Origin of the sequence: Paenibacillus sp. 2KB_20 (genome assembly GCF_052115765.1) — a bacterium.
Taxonomy (GTDB): Bacteria; Bacillota; Bacilli; order Paenibacillales; family Paenibacillaceae; genus Paenibacillus_AQ.
This window is the reverse complement of record NZ_JBFRHH010000004.1, coordinates 441897-467614: the sequence shown is the minus strand read 5'-3', so window position 1 is coordinate 467614 and position 25718 is coordinate 441897. Positions and strand designations below refer to the sequence as shown.

Sequence of the window (25718 nt, the reverse complement as noted above, 5' to 3'; positions counted from 1 at the left end):
ATATGTTATTATGAAGGAATAATTCAATACGGATAAGGGGAAATTTCGTAAATGGTAGATGATCGCTCGGTCTTTATACTGCTTACCAATACCGGCACGCTCTTTACGAAAGTCATTCAGGGCTACACGAGAGCACCTTACAACCACGCTTCGATATCCTTTAACCGGGAGTTGTCGGAGTTATATAGCTTCGGGAGGAAGAATCCGAACAATCCTCTGAACGGCGGATTCGTGAAGGAGGATTTGAAGACGGGAACGTTCAGCAAATATCCCAACACGACGTGTGTCATTTATGAGCTTCAGGTGTCGGAACGCGACATCGCGAAAATGAAGCGGGTCCTGCAGGCTTTTATCCGAAAGGACAAAAAGTATTTTTATAATATATTGGGCGTCCTTGGCATCGCGCTAAAGGAACCGATCGAATTCAGCAATTCCTACTTTTGTTCGCAATTCGTGGCGGAGATTCTGCAGCGGTCCGGAGTCAGGCTATGGGATAAGCTGCCCGCCTTGGTGACGCCGGACGATTTTCGCCAAAGCGAGCGCCTGCAGCTGATCTATGAGGGGAAGCTGAGCGAGTATGAGCCCTAGATACAACTTCGCGTCAGGTTTCGGCAGCCTGTTTGCTGTAACATATTTTGCAGGTGGCGGCGACGACAATCACGACTCAGCTCGACAGGCAGTCCGTTCTAATTGAATCCCAAATAACCCCGGTTCACCTGTCCAGGCGAATGGGGGTTTTCTGTATTGTAAGTGCTCAAAATGAGGCACCCGCCGATCTGGTTAGGTGTTAGGCAATAAATGCTGGCTAATTAGCGATTGTTGCTATAAAATGGAGTTGAAAAATGAAATTAAGTTTCATCTAATGAAACTGCAATCGTCGTTGTCTGGATTTCGCTTATATCTTGATGGGAGCGTGGTTAGGATGAACAGCAAGGAACGGTTTTCGAATCGCGTCGATTCGTACACGAAGTATCGCCCGAGTTATCCGCAAGAGGTCATGGATTATTTATATGATACGGTAGGATTGGACGGCGAGATTGCCGACATTGGGGCCGGGACGGGGATCTTCACGAAGCTGCTGCTGAAGCGGGGGAGCCGAGTGACTGCCGTGGAACCCAATCAGGCGATGCGGGAAGCTGCCGAGTCGGACCTTGGAGGCGAGCCCGGCTTTCGGATGGTTACGGGTTCAGCCGAAGTGACGGGACTGCCTGATCAATCCGTGGATCATATCGTGAGCGCCCAGGCTTTTCATTGGTTTGACCGTGATGCCGCCCAATCGGAATTCCGGCGGATCCTGAGACCGGGCGGGGAGGTTGCCCTGATCTGGAATTCCAGGCTCACGCAGGGAACGCCGTTTCTGGAAGCATATGAGCAGCTGCTCCTTACCTATGGCACCGATTATAAAGTAGTGGATCAGAAGAATATTGCGCACGAAACGCTGGCTGCTTTTTTCCGGGGAGGGGACATGAAGGAGGCGAAATTCTTCAATCGGCAGACGTTTGATTATGAGGGATTATGTGGCCGTTTGCACTCGTCCTCTTACGCTCCGCTGTCAGGGCATCCGAACTACGAGCCGATGATGAACGAACTGCGGACGATATATGAACGGAATGAGCAGGCTGGCTGCGTGTTTTTTGATTATGAGACGAAGGTGTACTGGGGAGAGGTTTAGGCCGGACCTTCTTGATCGGTTTCGCTGTTTGCAGAATAATAGAGCACCGGCTTTAATAATGGAACGGGAGGTACAGCAGCATGAACAAGACAGATCGGATGCTGGCTATCGTGCTTGAGCTGCAGCAGCGAAAGGTTGTTCGGGCCGAAGACTTGGCATCCATATTCGAGACGAGCGTACGGACCATCTACCGGGATATTCAGGCCCTTAGCGAGGCAGGCGTACCCGTGATGGGAGCTCCCGGGCAAGGGTATTCGTTAATGGCGGGGTATTTTCTGCCACCGGTCATGTTCACGGCGGAGGAAGCCGTGGCGCTGCTCATTGGAACGGATTTCATCGAGCAACGCTTTGACGAAGGATATGGTTTGAAGGCTCAGGCTTCCCGCAAAAAGATAGAGTCTATTCTGCCGGAGGCTGTACGCGCCGATGCTTCGCGTGTTCGGAAGACCATGCGGCTGATTACTCCCGGTAACAAGACAACTTCAGAAGAAGAGAAGGACTATGTTGAAGTGGTTCGCCGAGCCATACTGGAAGGGCGTAAGATAGAATTCCATTATATGAAGAAGATGCCCGACTCCCAAGGCGACAGAAAGAGCTTTCGCTCTGCAGCTCCTTACGGACTGGCATTTCTTCAAGGTTCATGGACATTAGTTGCCCGGTGTGACCTCCGGCAAGGTATTCGTCATTTTCGGCTGTCCCGCATGAAGGATCTGACGGTCCTTGACGAGCGTTTTGAGATGCCGCCGGATTTTAACTTGGAAGACTATCGACCTCCGGATGACCGTAACCTGCGGGTGCGGGTTCTGGCAAGTCCCGATATTGCGGATCGAGTTAAGGAATCAGGTAATTATTACATGGAGACATTGGAAGAATGCGAGGACGGGTTGCTTATGAGCTTCCGCGTTCGCCGGCCGGAGGAGATTATGCAGTGGGTGCTCGGCTGGGGATCGAACGTCGTTGTCCTTGAGCCGGAATCCCTCCGTGACCGGATCCGCGACGAGGTGGAAAAGATGTTAAAACGCTACTGACATGACGTTGTCAGTAGCGTTTTTGTATATTCGGTACAAAGACGATTCATGGGAGTGATAGATATGAATACAACGGAAGCATTGCAGCGGTTTGAAGAGACGGTGCAGGTGTATCTACAGGAGCTGCATGGTTTCAGCATGGAGGAATTAAAGTACAGACAAGCAGAGGACGAGTGGTCGATCGGGCAAATGTATCAGCACTTGATTCAATCTGCGTTATCCATGCATCTGCGAAATATTGAGTTATGTTTAAACCCGATTGAGGATGCAGCAGTCTCTTCAGCGGGAAAAACGGAAGTAGGTATGGCAATATTCGGACAGGGCAGTTTCCCTCCCATCCGTATTCAGGTTCCGCCGTCTCCCCAATATACCCCGGAGCAGCCTGCAACGAAAGAGCAGTTGATTCAAGGTTTGGATACTGTCGTCCAACGAATGAGACAAACCGAGCCGATGCTTGGAGAGGCATCCCTGCAGCATACCGTCCCCCATCCGAGTTTCGGAGGATTGCATGCCCAAGAGTGGCTTTTGCTCATCGAGATGCATTATCGGCATCATGTCCGGCAGCTAGACCGGCTGAAACAAGCCTTGGAGCAGCAGCGTGTATGATGGAACGTCAGGTCGTGGACTATCAGGATGTGTTGGAGCAATTAGAAGAGCGGACCCGTTATTGGATTGGAGTGGTATCCGAATCGCATGTGAAATTGGGGATGGAAGGGGGATTCGCCCAACTATGTCACGGTAAATCGGCTCCACTGCGGCGTATGCGCGAAGGAGATTGGCTGATCTATTATTCCCCGCGCACCGAATTGAGGTCTGGGGAGGCACTCCAAGCTTTTACAGCCATGGGGCAGGTTGTGAATGATCGAGTTTACGAGTATCAAATGACGGCATCATTCGTCCCCTTGCGCCGGGATATCCGGTATATTCCCGGTCAGGAAGTCAAAATAGCCTGCCTATTGGACCAGCTTAGCTTTACGCGAGGGAAGCGAAATTGGGGCTATGCCTTTCGTTATGGGCATTTGGAGATCAAACGAGAGGATTTCCTGATGATTGCGGAGGCCATGCTGGGCGGCTCGGACATGATACCACAAAGAACGGTTAACTCGCTTTGACCGTTCTCCATAACATTTATTTTTGGACAACTCGGTTTGAAAACGGCTCGTCCCGGGTACTGGTACTACGAGTGCATCAATGAGTTGAAAGGAGCGGATGATCGTGGAAGTACATGTCCGATCATTTTTCGTGAAGGATGATGGAGAGGTTCCGAATAATCCCGATCTGCCGGTCATTGTATACAATGGAGTATTCGCAGATGACCCGAGCGGCTTGGAGGCTGCCTTCAACCGGCATCACTGGAGCGGAAGCTGGGCAGGCGGCGTATACGATTACCATCATTATCACAGCAACACACATGAGGTCCTGGGTGTACGGTCTGGAAGCGCGACCGTTCTTGTGGGCGGCGATGCAGGAGAACGGCTAGAGCTTGCCACCGGTGATGTGATTGTTTTGCCGGCGGGCACTGCACATATGAAGCTCACCAGCACCCCTGATTTTGAAGTGATTGGTGCCTATCCCGAAGGGAATACGCCAAATATGAGGGAGCGGAACCCGACGGATCGGGCGCAGGCGATCAACGAAATCCGAAGCGTGCCCGTCCCGGATATGGACCCTGATTTTGGAGAGGAAGGACCACTTCTGCATAAATGGGTGAAATAACATAAAGATAGCCACTAGAAGCAATTCAAGAGGCTCCCCGTCTGCTACAACAGATGGTGGAGCCTCTTGAATTGCAAATAACAAATATGAGATAAATTGGTAGATGGTTGATTACAGCGGCAAATCTCGTTTTCGAAATAACACGACGGCCAGACCAAATGCGATCAGACCGATGGCGGCCAGCACTAGGGAGGTTGTCATGAATTCCCCAGTCCCATTAACAATTTCACCGGGCCGATAGAGAGAGAAGAGGGTAAGGTTGCGCAGCCATTCGATTTTCTCGCTGAATTTACTTATCAAATCCAGACTGAAGAACCCAAACGTAATCAACCCGGAAATGCTTCGTGCCTTCTTCTCATCATTACACAGCGAGGACACGAGAAAACAGACGCTGGAGATGGCAAAAAAGAGCAGGAAAGCCGCTACGTTCATCTGGATGAATCGGGCGGTATCGAATTCGTAGGAATCCCCCAGCAGCCAAGCGCTTCCGGCGAATCCGGCCAACGTCGTAACAGCTAAGATAAGGAAGAGCCCGCTTGTCGTAACCATCGCTTGCGTGAGCGCCACTTTCCCTCTTGTTGTCGGGGCGGATAGCAGATAGGCCATCGAGCCCTGATCGACCAATTTGGCCATAAGCTGGGTCGTCAGCTGCACGCAGACGATAGCCAGGATGAGAACCAGAATTAATCCGTAATATTCCCCGGAGATGAAAGCTTCTGCTGTACCGAAACCATTAAGCCCGAAGGCTTTTCCGACGCCCTCCGGCATCGATGCAACTAAATCATCAATGGCTTTTGTGTTCTTGGCGATGCTGGGATATAACCAGAACATCAGGAGGATATAGAAAGCGGAACCGAACGCGTAGTTCATCAAGCTTTTCATATTTACTTTCATCATCTGTTTGTATAAGGTGACATTCATTTCGATATCCCCTTCCGATCATAATAATTCATGAAGATATCCTCGAGGTTCTGGGTGAAGACATCGATACTCCGCACAGGGTATTTCCCCGTCTCTTGGATAAACTGATCGTAATTGCCCTGGACGGCTACTCTCACCCGATTGCCTTCATAAGATTCGATAAGCAGCCCCGAGCTCCGGAAGGCCTCGGCATCGCTTGGATGCACGAAGTTAACCTCGAACAGCTTCCGCTGCATGGATTGCAGTTCGTGGATGTCCTTGACGGCAATGATGATCCCGTCCTTGATAATGGCGGCTCGGTCACAGGTTCTCTCGATTTCCTGAAAGCTGTGGGATGACATCAAGAATGTCGTACCGCGGGCTTTCTCCTCCAGAACGATCTCAATAAACACCTTCTGCATCAGTGGATCGAGTCCCGAAGTGGGCTCATCCAGAATAATGACTTTGGGATCATGCATGAAGGCAGCGACGATCCCAACCTTTTGTTTCATTCCTTTGGACATTTTACGAATCGGGGTCTGAACATCGAATTGTAGACGATCGATTAATCGATTCCGCTTGGACAAGTCACGAATTCCCTGCATGTCGGCCATGAAATCCAGAAAGGTCTTTCCGGTCATCCCTTCGATAAAGGAAATTTCTCCTGGCAGATACCCTACATCCGATTGAAACTTCCCTTGTTCCCTCCAGGTATCCAGCCCATTTACCTTTACGTGTCCCTGATCCGGCTTCATAAAACCCATGATGTGCCGGATCGTCGTTGATTTTCCGGCGCCATTCGGCCCTAAAAATCCAAAAACCTCACCCGGATCCACCGAAAAAGATACATCGAAGATGCCCCTCCCGTTGGAAAATGTCTTCGTCAAATGTTGAACGGTTAACATACCGCCACCTCCGGAAAATTGAAGAAATGAAATATTATAGATCGGATATTTCATATGTTATAATATACCTGGCTTGTGGTATCGTCAATGATTTTATGAAATTAATTTATTCTTAAATTTCACCAATTACATAACTAATCTTAGGAGTAAGGATGAAGGGATATGAACGGTTTTGAGAAAAGAGCGAATCTGATCAAAGAGAAGATTATGAGAACGACCTTGGAACTGGTGCGAACCTCGGAGCTGAAGCGGATTCGGATTGCTGATATATCCAAGGCAGCCAAGGTATCGCAGGTGACGATTTATAATTACTTTGGCAGCAAGGAGGAGCTGCTGCGTGAGGTTTTTCGCAACTATTTTGATAAGGCGATCCGGGATTTCGAGGAATATATGAGCGAAGGTCATTCCTTGAAGGAGAAGATCGAACACATTATTTTTCTGGAGAAGGAGTCCTACAATGATTTCCCGCCCGGTTTGATCAAAGAGTTGTTAATCGATGACGAAGAATTGGCCCGTTATATGGACGAACAGTACAGGAACAAAGCTATTCCGCTTACGATTCAGATTATTGAGGAGGGTAAGGACAACGGCGAAATTTCACCGGAGGTATCGACGGAACACGTCCTGGCTTTTATCCAGCTATTCATGAATCAATATGAATCGATTCTGGCGATGGCCCAGCAAAGTGATGATATGGACGGCTTCCTGGAGGGAATCGTTCATATGTTCTTCTACGGTGTCTGCGGAAAGGCTTAATCCTCAGTAACAAAAGTATTGGTATTGGCCAGCATAGGTTTCTAATATAGGGTATAGTTAATATAAAACGAATGGAGAATACGAAACGATGTCTTCTTTGCCAAATTGCCCGAAATGTAATTCTGAATATACATATGAGGATGGGAACCTCTTGATTTGTCCGGAATGCGCTCATGAATGGACCCTGGAGTCCGAAGCGGAGCATGATGAAGATACAAAGATCATTAAAGACGCGAACGGCAATGTTTTGGCCGACGGCGATTCCGTAACGGTAATCAAAGATCTTAAAGTAAAAGGCAGCTCCTCTGTATTGAAAATAGGCACGAAAGTGAAAAATATACGCTTGGTCGATGGCGATCATGATATCGATTGCAAAATCGACGGATTCGGCGCAATGAAATTGAAATCGGAATTTGTTAAAAAGATATAAGATGTGTTATCCCATTTCATCGTGGATACACGGTAACAAAACCCTCCATTAGTGGAGGGTTTTTCTCATTTAACCATGGCACGCCGTATAGCATCTGGTGCGCAACATGCACAAATTAATGGCGCCAACTGACCCTTCTCCATGATTCCAATATGTTACAATGGTAGGATGGAGTTGCTTCGAATAGGAGCTTCCCGCAATACGTGATGAAAGCAGGTGCAGCGTGGATATTATACTGTTTGTCGTCATTATTTTTGTAGCGTCCATCCTACAGACCAGCACCGGATTTGGGTTCTCTATCCTGGCTACGCCGTTTCTGCTGCTCTTATTCCAGCCTAACGAGGCCATTCAGATTAATTTGATTCTATCGCTTGTCATCTCGGTTGCTCTGATTGTGAGGATACGCAAGGATATCGACTATGGCATCCTCAAGCGATTGGTGATCGGAAGTGCGGCAGGTCTCCCTGTCGGCATCGTTATTTTTTCGCTGATCGATATTCGTTATCTTAAGTTAGGTGTTAGTCTGATCATATTGGCACTAACTGTCATGCTGATGCTAAAATTCAGAATCCGCCAGAGCCAGGGCAGGGATCTTACGGTAGGGGGGCTAGCAGGCTCTCTAACGACCAGCATTGGAATGCCGGGTCCGCCCCTGTTGTTATATTTCTCGGGGACCGACACGCAGAAGGCAAAGCTCAGAGGGACGACCCTCGCCTTCTATTTGTTCATCTATTCCCTGAGTTTGATCATTCAGGTCATCGTGGCGGGAACGAGCAAGACGGTCTGGATGTCGAGTGGAATTGCACTTCCCTTGGTATTTGTCGGGCTGTTGATCGGACAGCGTCTATTCAACGTCATTAACCAGCGCGTATTCCAGATATTCACCTATATCATTTTGATCTTTACGGGCGTGTATATGCTCATCGAGAGCCTGTAAAGACGCTAGAGGTCCCAGCGACGAGGATTACTTCCCAGTTGATTCTAACAGCGTCTCCGCGAGCAGAGGAAACAGATTATCAAAAGCATGCGTATTCCCATCAAACACATACCCTCCCGGATAAGCAGGATCTTGGCCTCGGAATTGGATCATTCGATCATGCAGCTGCCGGGCCCAAGGGAGGTCATTCGTTTTTAGCGCCAGGATAATAGCCAGGCCGTAGACACCAGGCGACTCATATGTCGCGTCGGGCTTTCGTGTCTTCCGGTTGTAGCGGCCCACCAGCTGCTGATTCTGCTGGAATTCTCCCTTGAGGAATTGTATGAGCTCCTTCGGCCGCTGATCCATCTCCGCCAGATGAATGCCAACGATCAGCTGGTCAATCAGATTGACCGATGCATCGTACTTATATTGACCGGAACTGATCTGATACGTTTTGGGATAGAAGACGCCGTCTGAAGGCATTTGGGAGAGCAGATCCTGATACTGTTCATACTCCTGGCGGGACAGGATTCCGTTATTCTGCATTTCGCGCAGTGCCGAAATGTCCGCGTAGACCAGACTTAACACGGCTGCCGATTCATTACGTTCAAAATCATGATAATCCACGAAATATCCTTGGGTTTGAGCCGAGGCTTGCAATGTGGAGCCGATCTCCTTCGCCAATTGAAGGTATTCTTCGTCGCCCCAGCGCTTGAACGCCTTCAGCAGGGCATCGAGAATTCGAAAATCATCGCCCAGTGCATTGGTCGTTACCTCGGATTCACCGTCCGGCCTGAGCTTCCACCGGATATAGGGCTCCTGCTCCTGATGGAGAAAATAGGTGGTGAGAAGCTGGGCGCTATCGTCGAACCGCGATCGATCATCAGATAAAACGGCGTACTGCATCCAAAGCCCAAGTGACTCGGATAACGCCTCTCTTCCGGCAACGATGTCCGGGTGCTCGGAGGAGGCGGGCTTGAGATAGGTAGCGATGGTACCATTGTCGTTGATCATATGCTCTTCAATGAAAGCTGCTGTCAAGTCGGGGTTCTCCTTGCTTTGGATGATAGCGTAGGCTATGAAGACAATGCCGGTTAGAGCAAGAGCGACGATGATAGCAAGAATGGTTTTCTTGCGAGTGGAAATCCAGGTTGTCATAGGTTCACCTCGAACATACTATTCTACGCTTGCGTTCCTAAAGCCTTTAAGAAGTCCCGGAGACGAATAAAGATAGCTTCTCGGATCCATCGTTCATTTATCCATAAAAAAGGCCGCACCCCGATGTCTGAAGTTACAGAACAACGGGGACGGCCTTTTCTTAAACTTCAGAGACTCACCATCTTTATCTCACCAGAAAAACTTCCGCTAAATGCGGTCTGTCTACTGAGAAAGCACGTCGATAGACGTCGTCTTTCTTAAAGCCATAGTCTGGCTAGTTCAAACTGACGATAGTGAGCCCCTGATCCTGCAGGTGCTTAATAATCTTCGGCAAGGCGTCCACTACTGCTTGAGATTCATGCAGGAGTATAATGGAGCCGGAAGCTTCGATATGCTGGACATAATCGAGGATTTTATCCTCGTCGCGGGTCAGCCAATCCTCGGGATCCCGGTTCCAGAGCACCATTTTACTACCTTGCTGTTGGCTTAACACCTCGGTCCGATCGTCAAAGGCACCGTAGGGCGGACGGAAGAGTACCAGCTTCTCGTCTGTAATAGGCTCGATAAGGTCGGCCACGCGGGTCAGCTCTGCCTGCTGCTGTTCATAGGTAAGGCTTGTCAGCTGGCTATGGGTCATGGAATGACTGCCGACGGAGTATCCGTTTGCATGGATGGCCCTGACATAGTCGGGATGTTTTTTCACATTGGTGCCAACAAAGAAGAACGTTCCGCCAACCTCGTGTTTTTTCAAGACGTTCATAATATCGATGGAGTGCTTGGATGGCCCATCATCGAATGTAAGGGCTACATAGCCTTTGGGCAGGCCGAACGAGATGAACTCTTCCAGCTCCAGCTGTGGAACGGAGGCAGAGAGTTTGATATCCTTCGGTTTGCTCTCCGCTGCTTCCTCCGCTGAGACTGCCACGGTTTTCCCAATGAGTGCGCTCCGGTTCTCGGCAAACAATTGGATGACGGTCTCTGCTTCCGCCGTGGCCGTTGCTGCAGGGTGTGGCCGAATATAACCGGGATACGAGTAATTAAATGAACTTAATAATACAACAAAAACCAAGCTCATCATGATTGCGCTTACCAGCTTAAGCGGAAGATGGCGCCGTTTCCTCGCGAAATGATAGGTCTTGATGTCCTGTTCGGCTTGCATCTCCTCGGACTGATCCGTTTCGGATCGATGTGTGGACAAGAAGGGCAGCGTATGCAAGTCATCTACAAGTCGGATCTTCTTTATGGACTCTAATTCGTTCCTGAAAGGAACGGAGCAGGCAAATGAAAAGCGCTCACTATGATCACGATATGTACGCGTAATGGAACCTATGTATTGCTGTTTGTTAGCATCCCATGCGGTATGTAAGGATAGTCGGTATTTATGAACCCCGTCGAACTCTGCCACGGTTGCTATATTCGCTATGGTCTCGTTATCGGTTAACCATATTAGCTCCGCAGACTCTATAAGGGATAGCTTGATTCGTAGACCGAATGCTTCGGTATCCCTCTCGATCGCCAGCAGTTCTATGATTTTCCCATAGGATTGTGACATGATGGCCCCCCTTTCTCTAGCTGTTTATGTGGGTATGATTATTCCGATGGTGTATTGGAAGCCGTGGTTTTCGGTGAGAAGGAGAAGGACATCTTCTCGGTAAAATCATTGATGGTCTGCATCAGCTTGGCTTTATCATCCAGGATATTTTGGTATTGCTCTGCGTACTTCTGATTGGCAATCTCCAGCTCACGAACCTTCTCTTCAAGCGAGTTGATCTTGAGCATGCTCTGATATTGCGTATTGTTAGACTCCTCATAGAGCTTGTTGTACTTGGCGGTTTCGGTTTCCAACTGGTTGGAGAGCTTCTCGTACGCCAGGTTCGATGTTAGCTGGTATTCCTTGTAATCCTCGAGCAGCTGGTCGTAGGTCATCTGTTTATTGGTCAGCACGTTCTCGAGTTCGCGGATTTCCTTGTTCTTCTCCTGAACCAGCTGATCTCTCTTAATCTGCTCATGCTTATACCGGTTAATCGTTTCGTTGGCGGTAAAGAGCTGATCTTCCAGGCCCCTATTCTTATAGGTCAGCAGCTGCCGTTCCTTCAGCATGTTCTCGATCGAAACAATGACATCGAGGCCGATCTTGTCCTGGTTATCCTTGGAGAATAGCTGTTTGTTTCCTTCTGCAGCGGGCAGTTCAGGCTCCGCGGAGTAAGCTGCCACTTCTTCTGCCGTTACGTCAAGATCCTCTTGTTCGGCAATGTTCTTCTCGGGCTGGATTTGATTTGAGCGGGCACTCTTAAACCACGCCATTCCTTTTTTCTCTGTTTCCCTGGCCAAAATATCAACTCCTATATATTTCAATGATTCTAGTTATGAAATTAGGCTAAAAGACCCCTATTAATAGTAATCGGTAAAATCGTCCCAAAAACTTTGCCCTACACCCCGTGAAAATAAAAAAAAGCCCCCGCGATGGGGCAGGGGCTTTTTAGTGGGCTAATTTTCCGGTTTATGCGGGTTTGCAACTCGCGCATATTCATGAATTGAACGAACATGATGCTTCAACTCATTCATTTTTCTTCAAGGTCAGCTCCGGGGCGATCACGTCGACCCGATTCGTCCAAATCCCGCCGCTGTAGTCCTCTGGCAGTCGTTCCAAATCTGCTACGGAGTCAAAGCCCTCCGACCATCCGCCGTCCCCGGCGACGAGGATGACGCGCGTATTTATGCTGTCCATTCGGTTCAGGAATTTATCCGGCCATCCCCACAAGTAACGAGCGTATTTTTCCGGTATATGAAGCTGGGTGTTGCGGCAAACCGATGGAAGGTAGCCGCTCCAGCCGGCTCCGGCGTAGGATACGAGACAGCTCTTCAGCGTACCCCTTGACATGACGCGCAGGGATGGGAGCTGCGATTTTAATGCCCGGATCGGCTCATCGTCACCGTAAACGGTCAGTTGGCTGAGACGCTTCACCGGGAGTCCGGACAAGTACTCTGCCAGGAGTTTCCCCTCTTCAGTGTCGGTGCTTTTGATATGGATCAGGAATGAGCCGTCAGGGAATGCCTCTAGTACCTCGGCTAACGACGGAATCAGCCCGACGCCCTTTCCCCGAAAAGGATAAGTCGCTCCCTGATCGGCCGTATAGCCATACCCGATGTCTATGTTTTTTAGCTGCTCCATGGTATAATCCTTGACCGAGCCCTCCACGTTAGTACGGCATTCCAGGGTCCAATCATGGAACACGGCGAACTGGCCATCCTTGGTTGGTTTGATATCCAGTTCCACGATATCGGCGCCTGCTTCGAATGCGGCTTTCATGGACGGAATGGTGTTCTCAAGGTAAGCATGCTCCGGCACATAGATGCGGGAGGCGGTGCAAGTATCGGCTTGAATGCCTTCCATCGAGAAGGTCTGGCCAAGCCCCCGATGCGCCAGCAGCAGCGGCTCTACGTCACGGTCTTTGGTGAACAGGGATGTATTATTTACAAACAGAAACACAAACAACACGAGAACAAACAGTATGATGTTCTTCCATCTTTTTAGTTTTCGCATGATCCAATCCCCCAAAATCGTATACAATATGCAGTAGTAGATTTATATTTATCTCTATTTCTATCTCTATCTCTATCTCTATCTAAGTTCTCTATTTATTAATCCTTCTTTCATACATCTTAGTGATTTTGGGCGCATACTCAATAGCTGGACCATAACAATTGCATAATAGCGAACTGATAAACACAATGAGCAGCATAATAAGAACGGGAGGGAGCATGATGGATAAATCCTCCTTTTTGATGGTGGAGCGGGGGAACCCTTATGAGCGTGGAGACGTTATAGCTTTGACAAAACCCATAACGGTGCTTGGCCGCAAGGGCCAGCATTTTGATCCGGATATCGCGTTTGATAACATTTTTGTGTCCCGGCAGCATGCAGCGCTGCTGTATCGAAACGGGAAATTCAGCATTAAGGATTTGAACAGCAAACATGGAACTTTCGTCAATCAGGAACGGCTGGCTCCCCATGATGAAATTTCCCTTCAGCACGGAGATACCATAGTACTCGCTGGAGATCTGATCGTGTTGTCCTTCTCCATCCTCAGCATGGATGAGACGATGGACATTACACCGCTTATCAAACAGCTGGCAGCGGTCGAGGCTTCAGGCGGACTTAGGCTGAATCCTTTCAAGCAGGAGCTGGTATATGGCGAGGATGTGTGTGCTTTTTCGGAAAAAGAGTACAAATGCATGGAGCTGCTAGTCAACCACCAAGGCCAGTTCGTGTCCAAAGATCAGCTCAAGGTTTACATTTGGCCCGAGCGGAGCTATGGAACGGATGAAGTGCCCGATGTGAGCTCCGAGGAGCTGAATGCGCTGATCTACCGGGTGCGCAAGAAGACGCGAGGCATTCTGGACATTGAAAGCATCCGGGGAAAAGGTTATATTTTGCAGACACAGGAAGAATAAGAATGAATGAACAAGCACTTCCGGACCCGGGAGGGCTTGTTTTGTTAAGATAGCGAATCGACAATCAGAAAGGGATGAGCATAGAATAGCGGATGCTGTATACGATGATACACACCGCGCTTTTTTGAAAGCGCTTTATTTCTTCCCTGCGGGCAGGCTTGCTCTACGAAAGAAACCACGTCAGGACTGCATTTTCAAAATTATGACATGATCCATTTAAAAGTTGTCAACAATATTCTTGACGAAACCCGCTTTTCCTTTCATTGAGCCTTTTGCCGGGCTGACTTAACATAGAGATGTCAGATGAAAGCGACACAACAAATTTCAGATTTATGTTCAAATATGACTAGGAGGTTCTATACGATGTCCAACGAGACAAATACAAACGCTTCCAAAGGCATTCGCGTAATGGTTCAGAAGCTTGGCCGTCTCCTTAGCGGCATGGTGATGCCGAATATCGGCGCGTTTATTGCCTGGGGTCTGATTACGGCTCTGTTCATCCCGACCGGCTGGTTCCCGAACGAGAATCTGGGAGCGCTGGTTGGCCCGATGATCACGTACCTGCTCCCGCTCTTAATCGGTTATACGGGCGGACAGATGATCCACGGCAAGCGTGGTGCGGTTATCGGTGCGGTTGCTACGGTCGGCGTCATTGTCGGGGCAGATATTCCAATGTTCCTCGGCGCCATGATTATCGGTCCTATTGCAGCTTGGGTACTGAAGCAGTTCGACAAGCTGGTTGACGGCAAAATCAAATCCGGGTTTGAAATGCTGGTGAACAATTTCTCGCTCGGCATCATCGGCGGCGCGCTGACATTGGTGGCATACACTGGGATTGGGCCGCTTGTACAGGGCATTACCAAAGCGCTGTCAGCAGGTGTTGACGTACTGGTCAATGCCAACCTGCTGCCGCTCGTCAACATTATCATTGAGCCGGCGAAGGTGTTGTTCCTCAACAATGCGATCAACCATGGAATATTCAGTCCGATCGCCACAGAGGAAGCGGCACGTATCGGTCAATCCGTTCTGTATATGCTGGAATCGAATCCCGGTCCCGGGCTGGGTATACTTCTCGCCTATTGGTTCTTCGGTCGCGGTTCTGCCAAATCCTCCGCACCGGGCGCGGTCGTGATTCATTTCCTGGGCGGTATTCATGAGATCTATTTCCCATATATTCTGATGAAGCCGGTTCTGATCCTGGCTGCTATTGCAGGTGGTGTTGCCGGCACCTTCACCTTCCAGATTCTTGGAGCCGGATTGGTGGGCCCTGCGTCGCCGGGCAGCATCATTGCTTACTTCGCCATGGCGCCTAAAGGTGGTCTGATTGCGGTCCTAGCCGGTGTTATTGTTGCAACGGTGGTCTCCTTTGCTGTAGCGGCATTACTGCTCAAAACAGGCAAACAGACTGAAGAAGAGCCGAATCTTGAAGAAGCATCGGCCAAGATGAAGGAAATGAAAACCGGCGGCATGAATGACCAAGTCGCCCCAGCTTCAGCGGCTGTAGCTAATCTAGACAAAGAGAATGTGAACAAAATCGTGTTTGCTTGCGATGCCGGTATGGGCTCCAGCGCAATGGGCGCCTCGGTATTAAGAAAGAAACTGCAGCAAGCAGGCGTCGACATTACGGTTGTGAACTCGGCGGTAAGTGAAATACCGGATGACGCGGATATCGTCATTACCCAGAAGACACTCACCGAGCGGGCCATCGCGAAGAATCCGAATGCGGAGCATATCTCCATCGACAACTTCCTGAAGAGTCCGAGATATGATGAGCTGGTGGAACGACTCAAAGACTAACATAAGCCTAAAACCATATGACACGCTGGCGTAGTAATGCCGGCGTTGTCTTTCATTTCATGAAAAAGGGGGCCATGCGTCTGGGACACATCACTGCCCGCCAGCGACAAATCCTTCTGCTCCTGATGAGCAGGAACGAGGGCATGACGGCTGCAGAAATAGCCGCTGAGGTCGGGGTCAGCGTCAGGACGGTTCACCGGGAAATGGAGGAGATTGAGAAGGAATTGCAGGGTACGGGCGTTCTCCTTCATAAAAAGTCGGGAACGGGTATCCGGCTGGAAGAGGAGACGCCTGGGGAGATGGCTCAGCTGCGGAAGCGCCTGCTTGCAGGGAAGCCGGCTGATTACTCCGTGGAAGAGCGCAAAATCCTCATGCTATGCGCCTTGCTTGAGGCGAATGAGCCCATCAAACTGTTTGCTTTGGCCCATAGTTTAAAGGTAACCGTACCGACCATCAGTAATGACCTGGATGAGCTGGAGCCATTAATGAAGCGGTTTAACCTTAACCTAATTCGCCGCAGAGGCTATGGTATCGAGATTGAAGGCTCGGAAGTCGTAAGGCGATCGGCGATTTGTCGGCTTGTCGAGGAATATCTGGATTATTCGGATCTTGTCGGGGATGGATATCGTGATCAGAGCGAGCCGGTGACTGCCCGTTTGCTGTCCATGATTGATAAACCGGTGCTGCTGGATGTAGAGAAATGTTTATGGGATATGAACTGGGATTGGACGGAGAGTCTTAACGAAGGTGCATATACTTCGATGGTCATAGCGTTATCGGTTTCCGTAAACAGAATCAAGCAGGGGCGGAGCATAGAGACAGCGGATATGACGGGATATGGTAAATCCTTAGCGTCAGTGGAGGAGGCAAAGGATTTCGCAAGTCGCCTAGGCCAAACCTTGAAGATTGATTTCCACGATCCTGAAATGAAATATATAGCTCACTTATTCGAATCAGCGAAGGACATGTCCGAGGTCAGCGAACTGGCTCACACGGATGTGGAGATGGTGGAGATCGCCCAGCGTCTGATCGAACGGGTTCAGGGGCGCACCGGCATTCCGTTCCAGGAAGACCGCACGCTGCGGGCAGGTCTGGTGGAGCATATCGGGGCTGCCATGAAACGGATTCGGGAAGGGACCCGGATCCGGAATCCCTTGCTGAGCCCGATTCGGAAGGATTATGAGGAGCTGTTCGGAATCGTCCGTCGTTCGGTTGATGAAATGAAGCTGGACATGACCGTCCCGGATGAAGAAATCGGGTTTCTGGTTATGCATTTCGGTGCATCCAGCGAACGGCTGAACCAGCTGGGGCATCATCTGAAAGCCATTCTGGTATGTTCCAGCGGCCTTAGCTCCTCGAGGCTTCTCGGGACGCGACTGAATAAGGAGATGCCGCAGATTGAGGTGCTCGGCAACGCTTCGTGGTATGAAGCGGCTCGGATACCGAAGGAGCAATATGATCTCATCATATCGACCATTGATCTTCCGCTGTCGAAGGATCGGTATGTGAGATTAAGTCCACTGCTCACGGCGGATGATAAAGAGGCATTGCTGCAATTCATCCAGAGCACATCCTTGAAACCGGCCGCAGGCATGGCTGCCGATAAGCGAATCGAGGAAGAGCGTAAGGTCGCATCATTCGAGCGTCTGCGCATGCAGGCTGCCCTGATGAACGAGATTGTATCGCTTTTGGATGGCTTTCATGTGTACCACCTGGATAATCGGCAGGATGATTTGCAGGGGACATTGAGAGAGGCTTTGGCTAAGGTGGTCGAGCGCGGGGCTGTCCGTGATGCGGAGAAGGTGAAGGAGCGTTTGCTTGAGCGCGAACGGATGGGCACCCAGCTCATTCCTGATACGACACTGGCCTTGTTCCATACGCGCAGCCGCTATATTACCTGGCCGTCTCTAACCTTGTTCCGGCTGGCGCATTCAGCGCCGCTGGAGGACGGGGCGGAGGCGGGTGTCATACTGCTGATGCTGGCGCCGAAGCAGCTTCCGAAGGAGAGCTTGGAGGTGCTCAGTGAAATCAGCGCCATGCTGCTTCACTCCGAGCTGATCGAGCTGATGGAGCGGGGCAGCGAGGAAGAAATCCGCTCCTATTTGGCGGAAGAGCTTCAGCATTTTTTCAATCACAGACCATAGAAAGAGGGAGACCAACATGAGTAACATACTGTCCAAAGATAAAGTCGTACTGAACGCAAAGGCTGATAGCAAGAGCGAAGCCATCCGCATGGCGGGGAATCTGCTTGTGCAGGCAGGCCATGTATCCGAGGATTACGTGGATAAAATGCTGGAACGCGAAGAGATTGCGTCCACTTATATGGGCGGAGGACTCGCGATTCCCCACGGCACCAAAGAGGCTAAAGGCATGGTGATTTCCACGGGATTGTCCATCGTCCGCTTCCCGGAAGGCGTAGATTTCGGAGGAGATGAGCCAGCGTTTATAGTCATTGGTATCGCGGCTGCCGGTGGTGACCACATGGAGATTCTGACGAATGTGGCCATGATCTTTACGGATGACGAGAGCATTGAGAAGGTAATGAACGCTTCCAGCGAAGAGGAGATTCTGGCGATCTTCGAAGGAGGAATGGGGGCATGAAAGCAGTCCATTTCGGAGCAGGCAACATCGGGCGTGGATTTATAGGTCTCTTGCTGTCACAAGCCGGTTATGAGGTTTGCTTTATCGACGTGAACGAAGAGTTAGTATCGGAGCTGAAAGCACGCGGGGAGTATCCCGTAACCTTGGCCAGCGAAGGACAGGAGACCACGATCGTTAAAGGCATCACGGCACTCAACAGCGCCTCGGAGCCTGAAGCTGCCGCACGTGCAGTAGCGGAAGCGGATCTCGTGACAACAGCGGTAGGCGTGAACATTCTGAAGTTCATCGCCGGCACCATTGCCGAGGGGCTGAAGCTTCGGCTGCAAGCGGAGTCTGCTGCACCGCTTCATATTATTGCATGCGAGAATGCCATCGGTGGCAGCACGCAGCTGAAAGAGCATGTCTACGGGAAGCTTGATGACGAGACGAAGCAGAAGGCCGACCAGCGGGTTGCTTTCCCGGATGCGGCCGTAGACCGGATTGTGCCGCTGCAGCAGCATGAGGACCGTCTGAAGGTTGTGGTGGAGCCGTTCTATGAGTGGGCGGTGGACCGCTCGCAGATGTTTAAGGACTATGTCCCTGTGGAAGGCATTCACTATGTGGATCGCCTGGAGCCGTATATTGAACGCAAGTTGTTCACGGTGAATACCGGACACTGCTCGGCAGCATATGTAGGCTTTCTGAAAGGCTACGAGACCATCCAGGACGCCATGAAGGATGAAGAGGTAGCGAGTCATGTCCGCGCTGTGCTCGAGGAGACGGGATCTGCACTTGTGCATAAACACGGCTTCAATCCTACCGAGCATGGAGCCTATATCGATACCATCCTGGAGCGGTTCCGCAATCCGGCGCTGACCGATGAGGTGTCCCGCGTAGGCCGCTCCCCGATTCGGAAGCTGTCCCCGGGCGACCGCCTGGTGTCGCCAGCCATGCTGGCATTCGAAAGCGGGCTTGCGTATAAGAGCTTGGCGAAATCCATGGCAGCGGCACTGTTGTTCGATGTTCCGGAAGATCCGGAAAGCGTGGAGCTGCAAGCATCGGTCCGGGATATCGGTGCAAGCGACGCGGCCTCCCAATATACCGGCATTGCCGGTGAGCATCCGATTATGGGTGAGCTGATGGAGCAGTATGAAGCATTGAAGGCTGATGTCGAAGCGAGTTCGTAAGGTATTGGAAGTGAATCACATAGCAGGTGGATACACGTGCCGATAGGCCATGGCATCCCATCATCTTATATAGCCCCTGGTTCTCCTTGCGGAGAAATCAGGGGCTATATGCATAAGCAGGAGACCGTGCTCTCTTATCTCGCGTTCTTCAGAACATTGTTCGCTTCCTCTAGGGTGGTTGCCGGGGCTGCGATGTACATTCTCTTCTCGGCGTGTTCTATCTCGGGGAGTACAACGATCCTGATTTGTTCAAAATAATCGTTCATGTATAGCTGTCCAAGTGGTTCAATCTGGGTAGCGGCAACGCCATCATTGTCATTAAATCCCAAATATTCCATCCATCGATTTTCAGAAAGTTTTCGCTTATTTTCGAAATAAAGAGTACACTAGAAGTAAGAAATTAAAAAGTGGATGTGATGAACATGGCAGAAGAACTGATCTTGACCCAGGAGGGCTATGATAAACTCCAGGAAGAACTTGATGACCTCAAGTATGTAAAACGCAAAGAGTTAGCGGAACGGATCAAGCTCGCGATCAGCTATGGTGACTTGAAGGAGAACAGCGAGTACCACTCAGCCAAGAACGACCAAGCGTTTATGGAAACGCGCATCATCATCCTGGAAAAAACACTCAACAACGCCCGGATTGTCGACGCCAAGCATGTAAGCTCGAAAACGGTGAATGTTGGTTCGAATGTCGTCCTGAACGACATCGAGTTTGCAGAGAAGCTTGAATATCAGGTCGTAGGACCGGCAGAAGCCGACGTATTGAACAATAAAGTCTCCTATGAGAGTCCGCTTGGCAAAGCACTGATGGGCAAAGCGGTTGGCGATCAAGTCAACGTGGAAGCGCCGATGGGTATCGTCAAGTATGAGCTGCTGGAGATCAAAGCTCTGTAATCGCTGATGGATCAACGAATATATAAATAGAAGGCGTAACCGGAAGCACGATGTCCGGTTACGCCTTTTCTAATGATTCAACCCCGTATGGCAGGCTAGAGTTACATACCTAATGGAGCAGATTAAGCATTAGCCGTTACGGCCTTGCGCTCATACATATAGCAGGCTGCGCCCAGAATGAAGGCAAGTCCCACCAGTCCAGCGCCCACCCAAGGCAGGGCTGTTAAGCTTAGATGCGTAATGACCACCCCTCCGATAAAGGCTCCCGCTGCGTTTCCGAGATTGCCCGCAGAATGGGTTGCCGTAGAGGCTAGCGCTGGAGCGGACTGGGCCAGACTCATCACGCGCACCTGCATGCCCGGCATAACGGCGAAAGAGGCAGCTCCCCACAGCACGATGGTCAGCACGGCTGTGACCGGGTTATGGATGGTCACGGTGAGGATGGTAAGAATGACGGCCGTCGCAAAGTAAACGCCCAGAATGGAGGGCAGCAGCTTCCAGTCGGCCAGCCTTCCGCCCACGATATTACCGGCGGTTACGCCGATACCGAACAGGATCAGAATCCAGGTGACGCTTGGTTCGGCAAAGCCGGTGATCTCAATCAGCAGCGGCGCAATATAAGTGAAGACGGCGAACAGGCCAGCGTTGCCAAGCGCCCCGATCAGCAGGAAGAGAAGGAGTTGTGGTCTAATGAGTGCTGTGATTTGCTGAACGATGCTTGAAGCTTGTTCCTGCCGTAGCTTCGGAATGAAGATCAGGATGCCGATCAATGCCAACACCCCCATAACGGCAATCGCGGCGAATGAAGCACGCCAGCCCATCGTCTGGCCGATGAAGGTGCCAATCGGAACCCCGATGATATTGGCTATCGTTAATCCGGCCATCATGATGGACACCGCCCCAGCACGCTTGTCCGGTCGCACCAGGTTCGAAGCGATGACGGCTCCCACACCGAAGAAAGTACCGTGCGTCAGCGCGGTCAGCATGCGGGCACCCATCAAAACGGCATAGCTCGGAGCGAAGACCGAAATGCCGTTACCCAGAATAAACAGGCCCATGAGCAGCAAAAGCAGCTTTTTTTGTGGAATTTGGTGGGTTAGAACGGTTAGAATAGGTGCCCCTACGGCTACCCCGAGGGCGTACATCGTAATCAGCTGCCCGGCCGATGCAATGCTGACATTCAGATCATCCGCGACATTAGGGAGTATTCCCATGATGACGAACTCCGTCATGCCAATAGCAAAAGCACCAACGGTGAGAGACAGTATAGAGATGGGAAATGGCTCTTTGGCGCCTTTTTTCCCAGTGGCGTGTTGCGATATATCCATGGTGTTCAAGTCAACCTTTCTACTGTGTTTGTTAAAGATATAATCCCAATCATCATTATCGGTTTTAAAGAGGGACTGTTACATATTATTTAATGTTGTCGGAGGATAATCAAGAACTTTATTTTTTGGGGAAAATGGATACCCTGAATAGGGAAGCCCCTACTAAGGAAAGCTTGTCCAGTATGCAAGAACTCGAGAGTACCGCAGGGGCACTCTCTTGATGAGCGGGCGGATCATCGAGGCCATTTATCGAGCCTGCTGATCCATACTTTGAATATAAGGGTTTTAGAAACAAGTGAACGACTCGATACTTCTTAAGTCGAGCCCCGAATATACCCACATCCATCCCGTCCAGCGGAAGCCAGCAACCGAGGTGCGGCCAACAAAAGTCGGGTAAAACCAGAAGCCGGGTCCACGTGTCGGCCAAATATAGGTATTTCTGAACAAACAGCCCCTAATCGCTCCAGGATCAACTGCGAAGGTACTGGCCATAGGCTGTTGGGGGACAGATGTTGGAGGAGGGGAAGTGGGCCCTTGCATCGGTCCCTGGGGTCCTTGCGGCGGCATAAATGCCATAATGGATTCACTCCTTAATCGGGTTATTAGGTTGGGAAGTACGCGGGAGGCTGCCGAATAACAATGTAAGCCCTTCTTCTAGATGTAAAGCAAGGTGATGACAAGCAATTCGAAGAGGACAAGTGGCAGAATTACATTGTTATAATAACTGGGGCCGAAGCCGCGCTGGTTTCCGTATCCGGGCATGCTCAAGTACAGAATCCCTTTTTCGCAATGCATGATGGTCCCTTCAAAAACATCACCGTCGAGCGTTTCGACGCGAACCAGCTGATTCGCATGCTGCTTACATAGATGGTGAATATGATCGCGAACCGATTTGATGTTGTGCCTCATGTTGGGTTCAGCTTGATACAAGGTTTGTTCCTGGTGTCCGGGATATTGAATGCTCATATTGTAAAAGACCCCCATCGTTATTAGTCATACCTAGTTTCCATCCTATGCGGATGCCTAGAGAGGGGTGCTTTTGAATTTCCCGCATGGGCAAATAAGCAGATTAGTGATACGATTTAGATCAATATATGAGTTGAGGAAGTGAGCGTTAGTCGTGATCAATATAACCATTCCCAAGGTGGACGTTACCATTACCAAGCAGGCAGTTCCGGAATTGAGCCACATTTACGGATTTACAGATTTTCACCTGATTCCAAGAGATCGGGGCGGGATTTTCATGTTCTACAACAGCAAGGAGGAACTCCTGTTTGTTGGCAAAGCAAGAAAGTTAAGACCGCGGATCAAGAAGCATTTTGAAGATAGCGTCTCTCCAATCAAGGAGCATCGGGATGAGGTTACACGAATCGAGGTCTGTATCATTGAAGACGCCGTTCATAGAGAGATCTATGAAACCTATATCATTAATGAATTCAAGGCCAAATATAATGTAGACAAGGTGTTCTTTAAGTAAGGAATACGAAGGATAAAGTGACAAGAAGCAATAGACGTGGCCCGAGTAAAGCCCCGCGTTTATTGCTTTTTTTGTGTTGTGATAAAAAAATCAAAAAATCATTTAAATATTCCTTTACAGGAATATTCCTATAATGGTATATTATTATCAGGAAGTACGGCACACCATTTAATCAGTAAAAAAAAGAGGTGATGATGGTGACGTGGACAGAGAGAACAGACAATCACCGTAAACGCTACAGCAGCGGGTCTGTACCAGTCATCACAACAAGATGGAACTAACCACATTTAACGCTTTAGCCGAACCGAGCCGTTTTCGTATTGTGGATCTCCTGCTGAAAGGGCCTTTAACGGTAGGGGAAATCGCTGAACGTCTTGACATTCGGCAGCCACAAGCGTCTAAGCATCTGAAGGTGCTGCTGGATGCCGGGCTGGTGGAAGTAAGGGCGGAGGCGAACCGTCGGAACTACATGCTGCGGTCGGAACCGTTTGTAGAACTGGACCATTGGCTCCATAATTACCGAAGCATATGGAACGAGCGCTTCGACAACTTGGATAACTACTTAGAGAAACTGCAATCGGAAGGAACAGGTAAGAAACAGGATTAACACCTAATATGAGGAGGAATTGATAATGACAAACCAAATGATTACGCGGGTTGAAGGGCAAGTACTTGTATTGGAACGTGTGTTTAATGCACCTAGGGAGCTGGTATTCAAGGTATTTACGGATGGAGAGCATCTGAAGCAGTGGTGGGGACCTCGCGGATGGGAGGTTACCGTATCCAAGATGGATTTCCGTCCGGGCGGCTCATGGCATTACTGCATGAAGTGTTTGGATAAGAAACAGGGGGATTTCTACGGCATGGAATCCTGGGGCGAATCGGTCTACCAAGAAATTGAGGAGCCTGAGAAAATTGTCTACATCGACTATTTCTCGGATGCAGAAGGCAATATTGCGGAGGGAATGCCCGCAACAACGGTTACAATGTCATTCGAAGAGCAGGATGGAAAGACCAAGCTGATCAGCCGGGCAGTGTACGAATCTCCGGAGGCTCTCAAAACCGTGCTGGACATGGGAATGGAAGAAGGCATTACCCAAACCTGGGATCGCCTGGAGGAATACTTGGCAACAAAGCAATAAGCCAAGCTCAAATACAGGGTTAAAAGGTAAAATGAAATGGCCGGAATCCGCATGGATGCCGGCCATTTTTGAATTCCTCATGTCCATTGACCCGCAGGATTCACGTTATCAGTTAACTTGTAACTTGAAAAATCCCTACTAAAAGTTCAATATAAAGATAATTGAATGATAGATAACGATGTTGAATGCTCTTAGGCGGGAAGCAACGATAATCTTTGCCTACGGTTCTGCCCCACGGCAAAGCATAATAGGAGGAAATCATGATGGAGATTGGAGTTAGCTCGTTCGTAGAGACTTGGCCAGATGTGAAGACAGGCGAAGTGATGAGCCATGCGCAGCGGCTGCGTGAGGTTGTTGAGGAAATCGTACTGGCTGATCAGGTGGGATTGGATGTGTATGGGGTAGGCGAGCATCACCGTAAGGATTATGCGGCATCTTCGCCTGCGGTTGTGCTCGCTGCGGCTGCGTCGCAGACGAAGTGGATTCGGCTGACCAGTGCGGTGACGGTGCTGTCCTCCGCTGATCCGGTGCGGGTGTTTCAGGATTTCGCCACCTTGGATGCCATCTCGAACGGCCGTGCCGAGATTATGGCAGGCAGAGGTTCGTTCATCGAATCGTTCCCGTTATTCGGCTATGATCTGAGCCATTATGATGAGCTGTTCGACGAGAAGCTGGAGCTGCTGCTCAAAATCCGCGAGTCGGAAAAAGTAACCTGGCAGGGCGGGCATCGCCCGGCGATTCATAACTTAGGCGTCTACCCGCGCCCGGTTCAGAATCCGCTGCCGGTATGGATTGGCAGCGGAGGCAATTCGGAATCGGTCGTGCGGGCAGGCCTGCTCGGTTTGCCGCTGGTACTGGCGATTATCGGTGGGAGTCCCCTGCAGTTCGCACCGCTGGTTAAGCTGTATAAAGAAGCGGCCGCGCATGCGGGTCATGATGTATCGAAGCTGCCGATCGGCTCGCATTCCCATGGATTTATTGCGGAAGATACGGAGATGGCAGCGGACAAATTCTTCCCATCCACCCAAGCCAGCATGAATGTATTGGGACGGGAGCGGGGCTGGGGAAACTACGACCGCGCAAGATTCGATGCGGCTCGGAGCTTCGAAGGAGCGCTCTATGTGGGGGACCCGGAGACGGTCGCCCAAAAAATCATTCACCTGCGCAAGCATGTGGGCATTACCCGCTTCATGCTGCACGTGCCGGTGGGAACGATGCCTCATGATGAAGTCATGCGAGCCATTGAACTGCTGGGAACCGAAGTCGCCCCTCGGGTGCGCAAGGAAATCGACCGCTGGGAAGCGGCTGGTGAACCTGCGGAGTAAGCTGGCAGCACTTTTATTGAGATGAAACGGAATTAAACGTAACC

The 25718-nt window shown here is 50.2% G+C and carries 28 protein-coding genes; 19 read left to right on the top strand and 9 right to left on the bottom strand.

Annotated elements, in window-relative coordinates:
* Positions 1-51: 51 nt before the first annotated feature.
* From AB4124_RS14305 to AB4124_RS14280, 6 genes are all read left to right on the top strand, one after another.
* A complete protein-coding gene (locus tag AB4124_RS14305; protein ID WP_339268913.1) occupies positions 52-588 on the top strand; it encodes a hypothetical protein in 537 nt (178 codons plus the stop codon).
* A gap of 334 nt (positions 589-922) precedes the next feature.
* Complete coding sequence (locus AB4124_RS14300) at positions 923-1672, top strand: class I SAM-dependent methyltransferase (RefSeq protein WP_441973253.1); 750 nt, start codon at positions 923-925, stop codon at positions 1670-1672.
* Between the two features lie 80 nt (positions 1673-1752).
* Positions 1753-2700 (top strand): helix-turn-helix transcriptional regulator, encoded by a 948-nt coding sequence (locus tag AB4124_RS14295; protein WP_441973252.1) that lies wholly within the window; start codon positions 1753-1755, stop codon positions 2698-2700.
* Positions 2701-2763: 63 nt separating this feature from the next.
* A complete protein-coding gene (locus tag AB4124_RS14290) occupies positions 2764-3306 on the top strand; it encodes a DinB family protein (protein WP_441973251.1) in 543 nt (180 codons plus the stop codon).
* Positions 3306-3812 carry an EVE domain-containing protein gene (locus AB4124_RS14285; RefSeq protein WP_076324065.1) on the top strand — a complete coding sequence of 169 codons (507 nt, stop codon included), beginning with the start codon at positions 3306-3308 and terminating at the stop codon, positions 3810-3812. The genes AB4124_RS14290 and AB4124_RS14285 overlap by 1 nt, the downstream gene beginning before the upstream one ends.
* 103 nt (positions 3813-3915) lie before the next feature.
* A complete protein-coding gene (locus AB4124_RS14280; protein ID WP_441973250.1) occupies positions 3916-4416 on the top strand; it encodes a cupin domain-containing protein in 501 nt (166 codons plus the stop codon).
* A 111-nt stretch (positions 4417-4527) separates the two neighbouring features.
* Here the strand turns inward: AB4124_RS14280 and AB4124_RS14275 are convergent, their stop codons facing one another.
* Together AB4124_RS14275 and AB4124_RS14270 are read right to left on the bottom strand one after the other, a co-directional pair.
* Entirely contained in the window at positions 4528-5337 is an 810-nt protein-coding gene (locus tag AB4124_RS14275) for an ABC transporter permease subunit (protein ID WP_379413128.1), read from the bottom strand.
* Positions 5334-6221, bottom strand: coding sequence for an ABC transporter ATP-binding protein (locus AB4124_RS14270; protein WP_441973249.1), 888 nt, complete (start codon positions 6219-6221; stop codon positions 5334-5336). Before AB4124_RS14270 ends, AB4124_RS14275 begins: the two co-directional genes overlap by 4 nt.
* A gap of 162 nt (positions 6222-6383) precedes the next feature.
* Between AB4124_RS14270 and AB4124_RS14265 the strand changes: the two genes are divergently transcribed.
* The 3 genes from AB4124_RS14265 (at position 6384) to AB4124_RS14255 (ending at position 8344) form a co-directional block, all read left to right on the top strand.
* On the top strand, positions 6384-6977 hold the full coding sequence (locus tag AB4124_RS14265; RefSeq protein WP_441973248.1) for a TetR/AcrR family transcriptional regulator: 594 nt from the start codon (positions 6384-6386) through the stop codon (positions 6975-6977).
* An 88-nt stretch (positions 6978-7065) separates the two neighbouring features.
* Positions 7066-7407 (top strand): zinc ribbon domain-containing protein YjdM, encoded by a 342-nt coding sequence (locus AB4124_RS14260; protein WP_430202169.1) that lies wholly within the window; start codon positions 7066-7068, stop codon positions 7405-7407.
* Between the two features lie 223 nt (positions 7408-7630).
* Positions 7631-8344, top strand: a complete 714-nt coding sequence (locus tag AB4124_RS14255) for a sulfite exporter TauE/SafE family protein (protein ID WP_441973247.1) — start codon at positions 7631-7633, stop codon at positions 8342-8344.
* A 27-nt stretch (positions 8345-8371) separates the two neighbouring features.
* Here AB4124_RS14255 and AB4124_RS14250 read toward each other — a convergent pair whose 3' ends face one another.
* The 4 genes from AB4124_RS14250 to AB4124_RS14235 form a co-directional block, all read right to left on the bottom strand.
* Positions 8372-9484 carry a glycosyl hydrolase family 8 gene (locus AB4124_RS14250; protein ID WP_441973246.1) on the bottom strand — a complete coding sequence of 371 codons (1113 nt, stop codon included), beginning with the start codon at positions 9482-9484 and terminating at the stop codon, positions 8372-8374.
* A 274-nt stretch (positions 9485-9758) separates the two neighbouring features.
* Entirely contained in the window at positions 9759-11036 is a 1278-nt protein-coding gene (locus AB4124_RS14245) for a polysaccharide deacetylase family protein (RefSeq protein WP_441973245.1), read from the bottom strand.
* Between the two features lie 38 nt (positions 11037-11074).
* Positions 11075-11815, bottom strand: coding sequence for a hypothetical protein (locus tag AB4124_RS14240; RefSeq protein WP_441973244.1), 741 nt, complete (start codon positions 11813-11815; stop codon positions 11075-11077).
* A gap of 226 nt (positions 11816-12041) precedes the next feature.
* Complete coding sequence (locus tag AB4124_RS14235) at positions 12042-13028, bottom strand: glycerophosphodiester phosphodiesterase family protein (RefSeq protein ID WP_379413146.1); 987 nt, start codon at positions 13026-13028, stop codon at positions 12042-12044.
* A gap of 218 nt (positions 13029-13246) precedes the next feature.
* Here AB4124_RS14235 and AB4124_RS14230 point away from each other — a divergent pair, with 218 nt between their 5' ends.
* From AB4124_RS14230 to AB4124_RS14210, 5 genes are all read left to right on the top strand, one after another.
* Entirely contained in the window at positions 13247-13939 is a 693-nt protein-coding gene (locus AB4124_RS14230; RefSeq protein WP_256720640.1) for an FHA domain-containing protein, read from the top strand.
* Positions 13940-14302: 363 nt separating this feature from the next.
* The gene (locus AB4124_RS14225) at positions 14303-15736 is read left to right on the top strand and encodes a PTS mannitol transporter subunit IICB (protein ID WP_213647497.1); all 1434 of its coding nucleotides are present in this window, start codon (positions 14303-14305) and stop codon (positions 15734-15736) included.
* Between the two features lie 74 nt (positions 15737-15810).
* Positions 15811-17880, top strand: a complete 2070-nt coding sequence (locus AB4124_RS14220) for a BglG family transcription antiterminator (protein ID WP_441973243.1) — start codon at positions 15811-15813, stop codon at positions 17878-17880.
* 16 nt (positions 17881-17896) lie between these two features.
* Positions 17897-18337: a PTS sugar transporter subunit IIA gene (locus AB4124_RS14215; protein WP_071220559.1), complete on the top strand. Its 441-nt coding sequence runs from the start codon at positions 17897-17899 to the stop codon at positions 18335-18337.
* A complete protein-coding gene (locus AB4124_RS14210) occupies positions 18334-19503 on the top strand; it encodes a mannitol-1-phosphate 5-dehydrogenase (protein WP_441973242.1) in 1170 nt (389 codons plus the stop codon). The genes AB4124_RS14215 and AB4124_RS14210 overlap by 4 nt, the downstream gene beginning before the upstream one ends.
* A 134-nt stretch (positions 19504-19637) precedes the next feature.
* On the opposite strand, the gene AB4124_RS14205 is transcribed toward AB4124_RS14210, so the two are convergent.
* Entirely contained in the window at positions 19638-19832 is a 195-nt protein-coding gene (locus AB4124_RS14205; RefSeq protein WP_441973241.1) for a hypothetical protein, read from the bottom strand.
* Between the two features lie 93 nt (positions 19833-19925).
* Here AB4124_RS14205 and greA point away from each other — a divergent pair, with 93 nt between their 5' ends.
* Positions 19926-20402, top strand: coding sequence for a transcription elongation factor GreA (gene greA, locus AB4124_RS14200; protein WP_076323724.1), 477 nt, complete (start codon positions 19926-19928; stop codon positions 20400-20402).
* Positions 20403-20524: 122 nt separating this feature from the next.
* Here greA and AB4124_RS14195 read toward each other — a convergent pair whose 3' ends face one another.
* Together AB4124_RS14195 and AB4124_RS14190 are read right to left on the bottom strand one after the other, a co-directional pair.
* Complete coding sequence (locus tag AB4124_RS14195; protein WP_430108846.1) at positions 20525-21730, bottom strand: MFS transporter; 1206 nt, start codon at positions 21728-21730, stop codon at positions 20525-20527.
* Positions 21731-22384: 654 nt separating this feature from the next.
* On the bottom strand, positions 22385-22696 hold the full coding sequence (locus tag AB4124_RS14190; RefSeq protein WP_339292012.1) for a hypothetical protein: 312 nt from the start codon (positions 22694-22696) through the stop codon (positions 22385-22387).
* A gap of 154 nt (positions 22697-22850) precedes the next feature.
* Between AB4124_RS14190 and AB4124_RS14185 the strand changes: the two genes are divergently transcribed.
* The 4 genes from AB4124_RS14185 (at position 22851) to AB4124_RS14170 (ending at position 25674) form a co-directional block, all read left to right on the top strand.
* Positions 22851-23207: a nucleotide excision repair endonuclease gene (locus tag AB4124_RS14185; protein ID WP_441973240.1), complete on the top strand. Its 357-nt coding sequence runs from the start codon at positions 22851-22853 to the stop codon at positions 23205-23207.
* 271 nt (positions 23208-23478) lie between these two features.
* The gene (locus tag AB4124_RS14180) at positions 23479-23814 is read left to right on the top strand and encodes an ArsR/SmtB family transcription factor (protein ID WP_339268877.1); all 336 of its coding nucleotides are present in this window, start codon (positions 23479-23481) and stop codon (positions 23812-23814) included.
* A 25-nt stretch (positions 23815-23839) separates the two neighbouring features.
* Positions 23840-24349 carry an SRPBCC domain-containing protein gene (locus AB4124_RS14175; protein ID WP_379413173.1) on the top strand — a complete coding sequence of 170 codons (510 nt, stop codon included), beginning with the start codon at positions 23840-23842 and terminating at the stop codon, positions 24347-24349.
* A gap of 263 nt (positions 24350-24612) precedes the next feature.
* Positions 24613-25674 (top strand): LLM class flavin-dependent oxidoreductase, encoded by a 1062-nt coding sequence (locus AB4124_RS14170; RefSeq protein ID WP_441973308.1) that lies wholly within the window; start codon positions 24613-24615, stop codon positions 25672-25674.
* Positions 25675-25718: the final 44 nt, after the last annotated feature.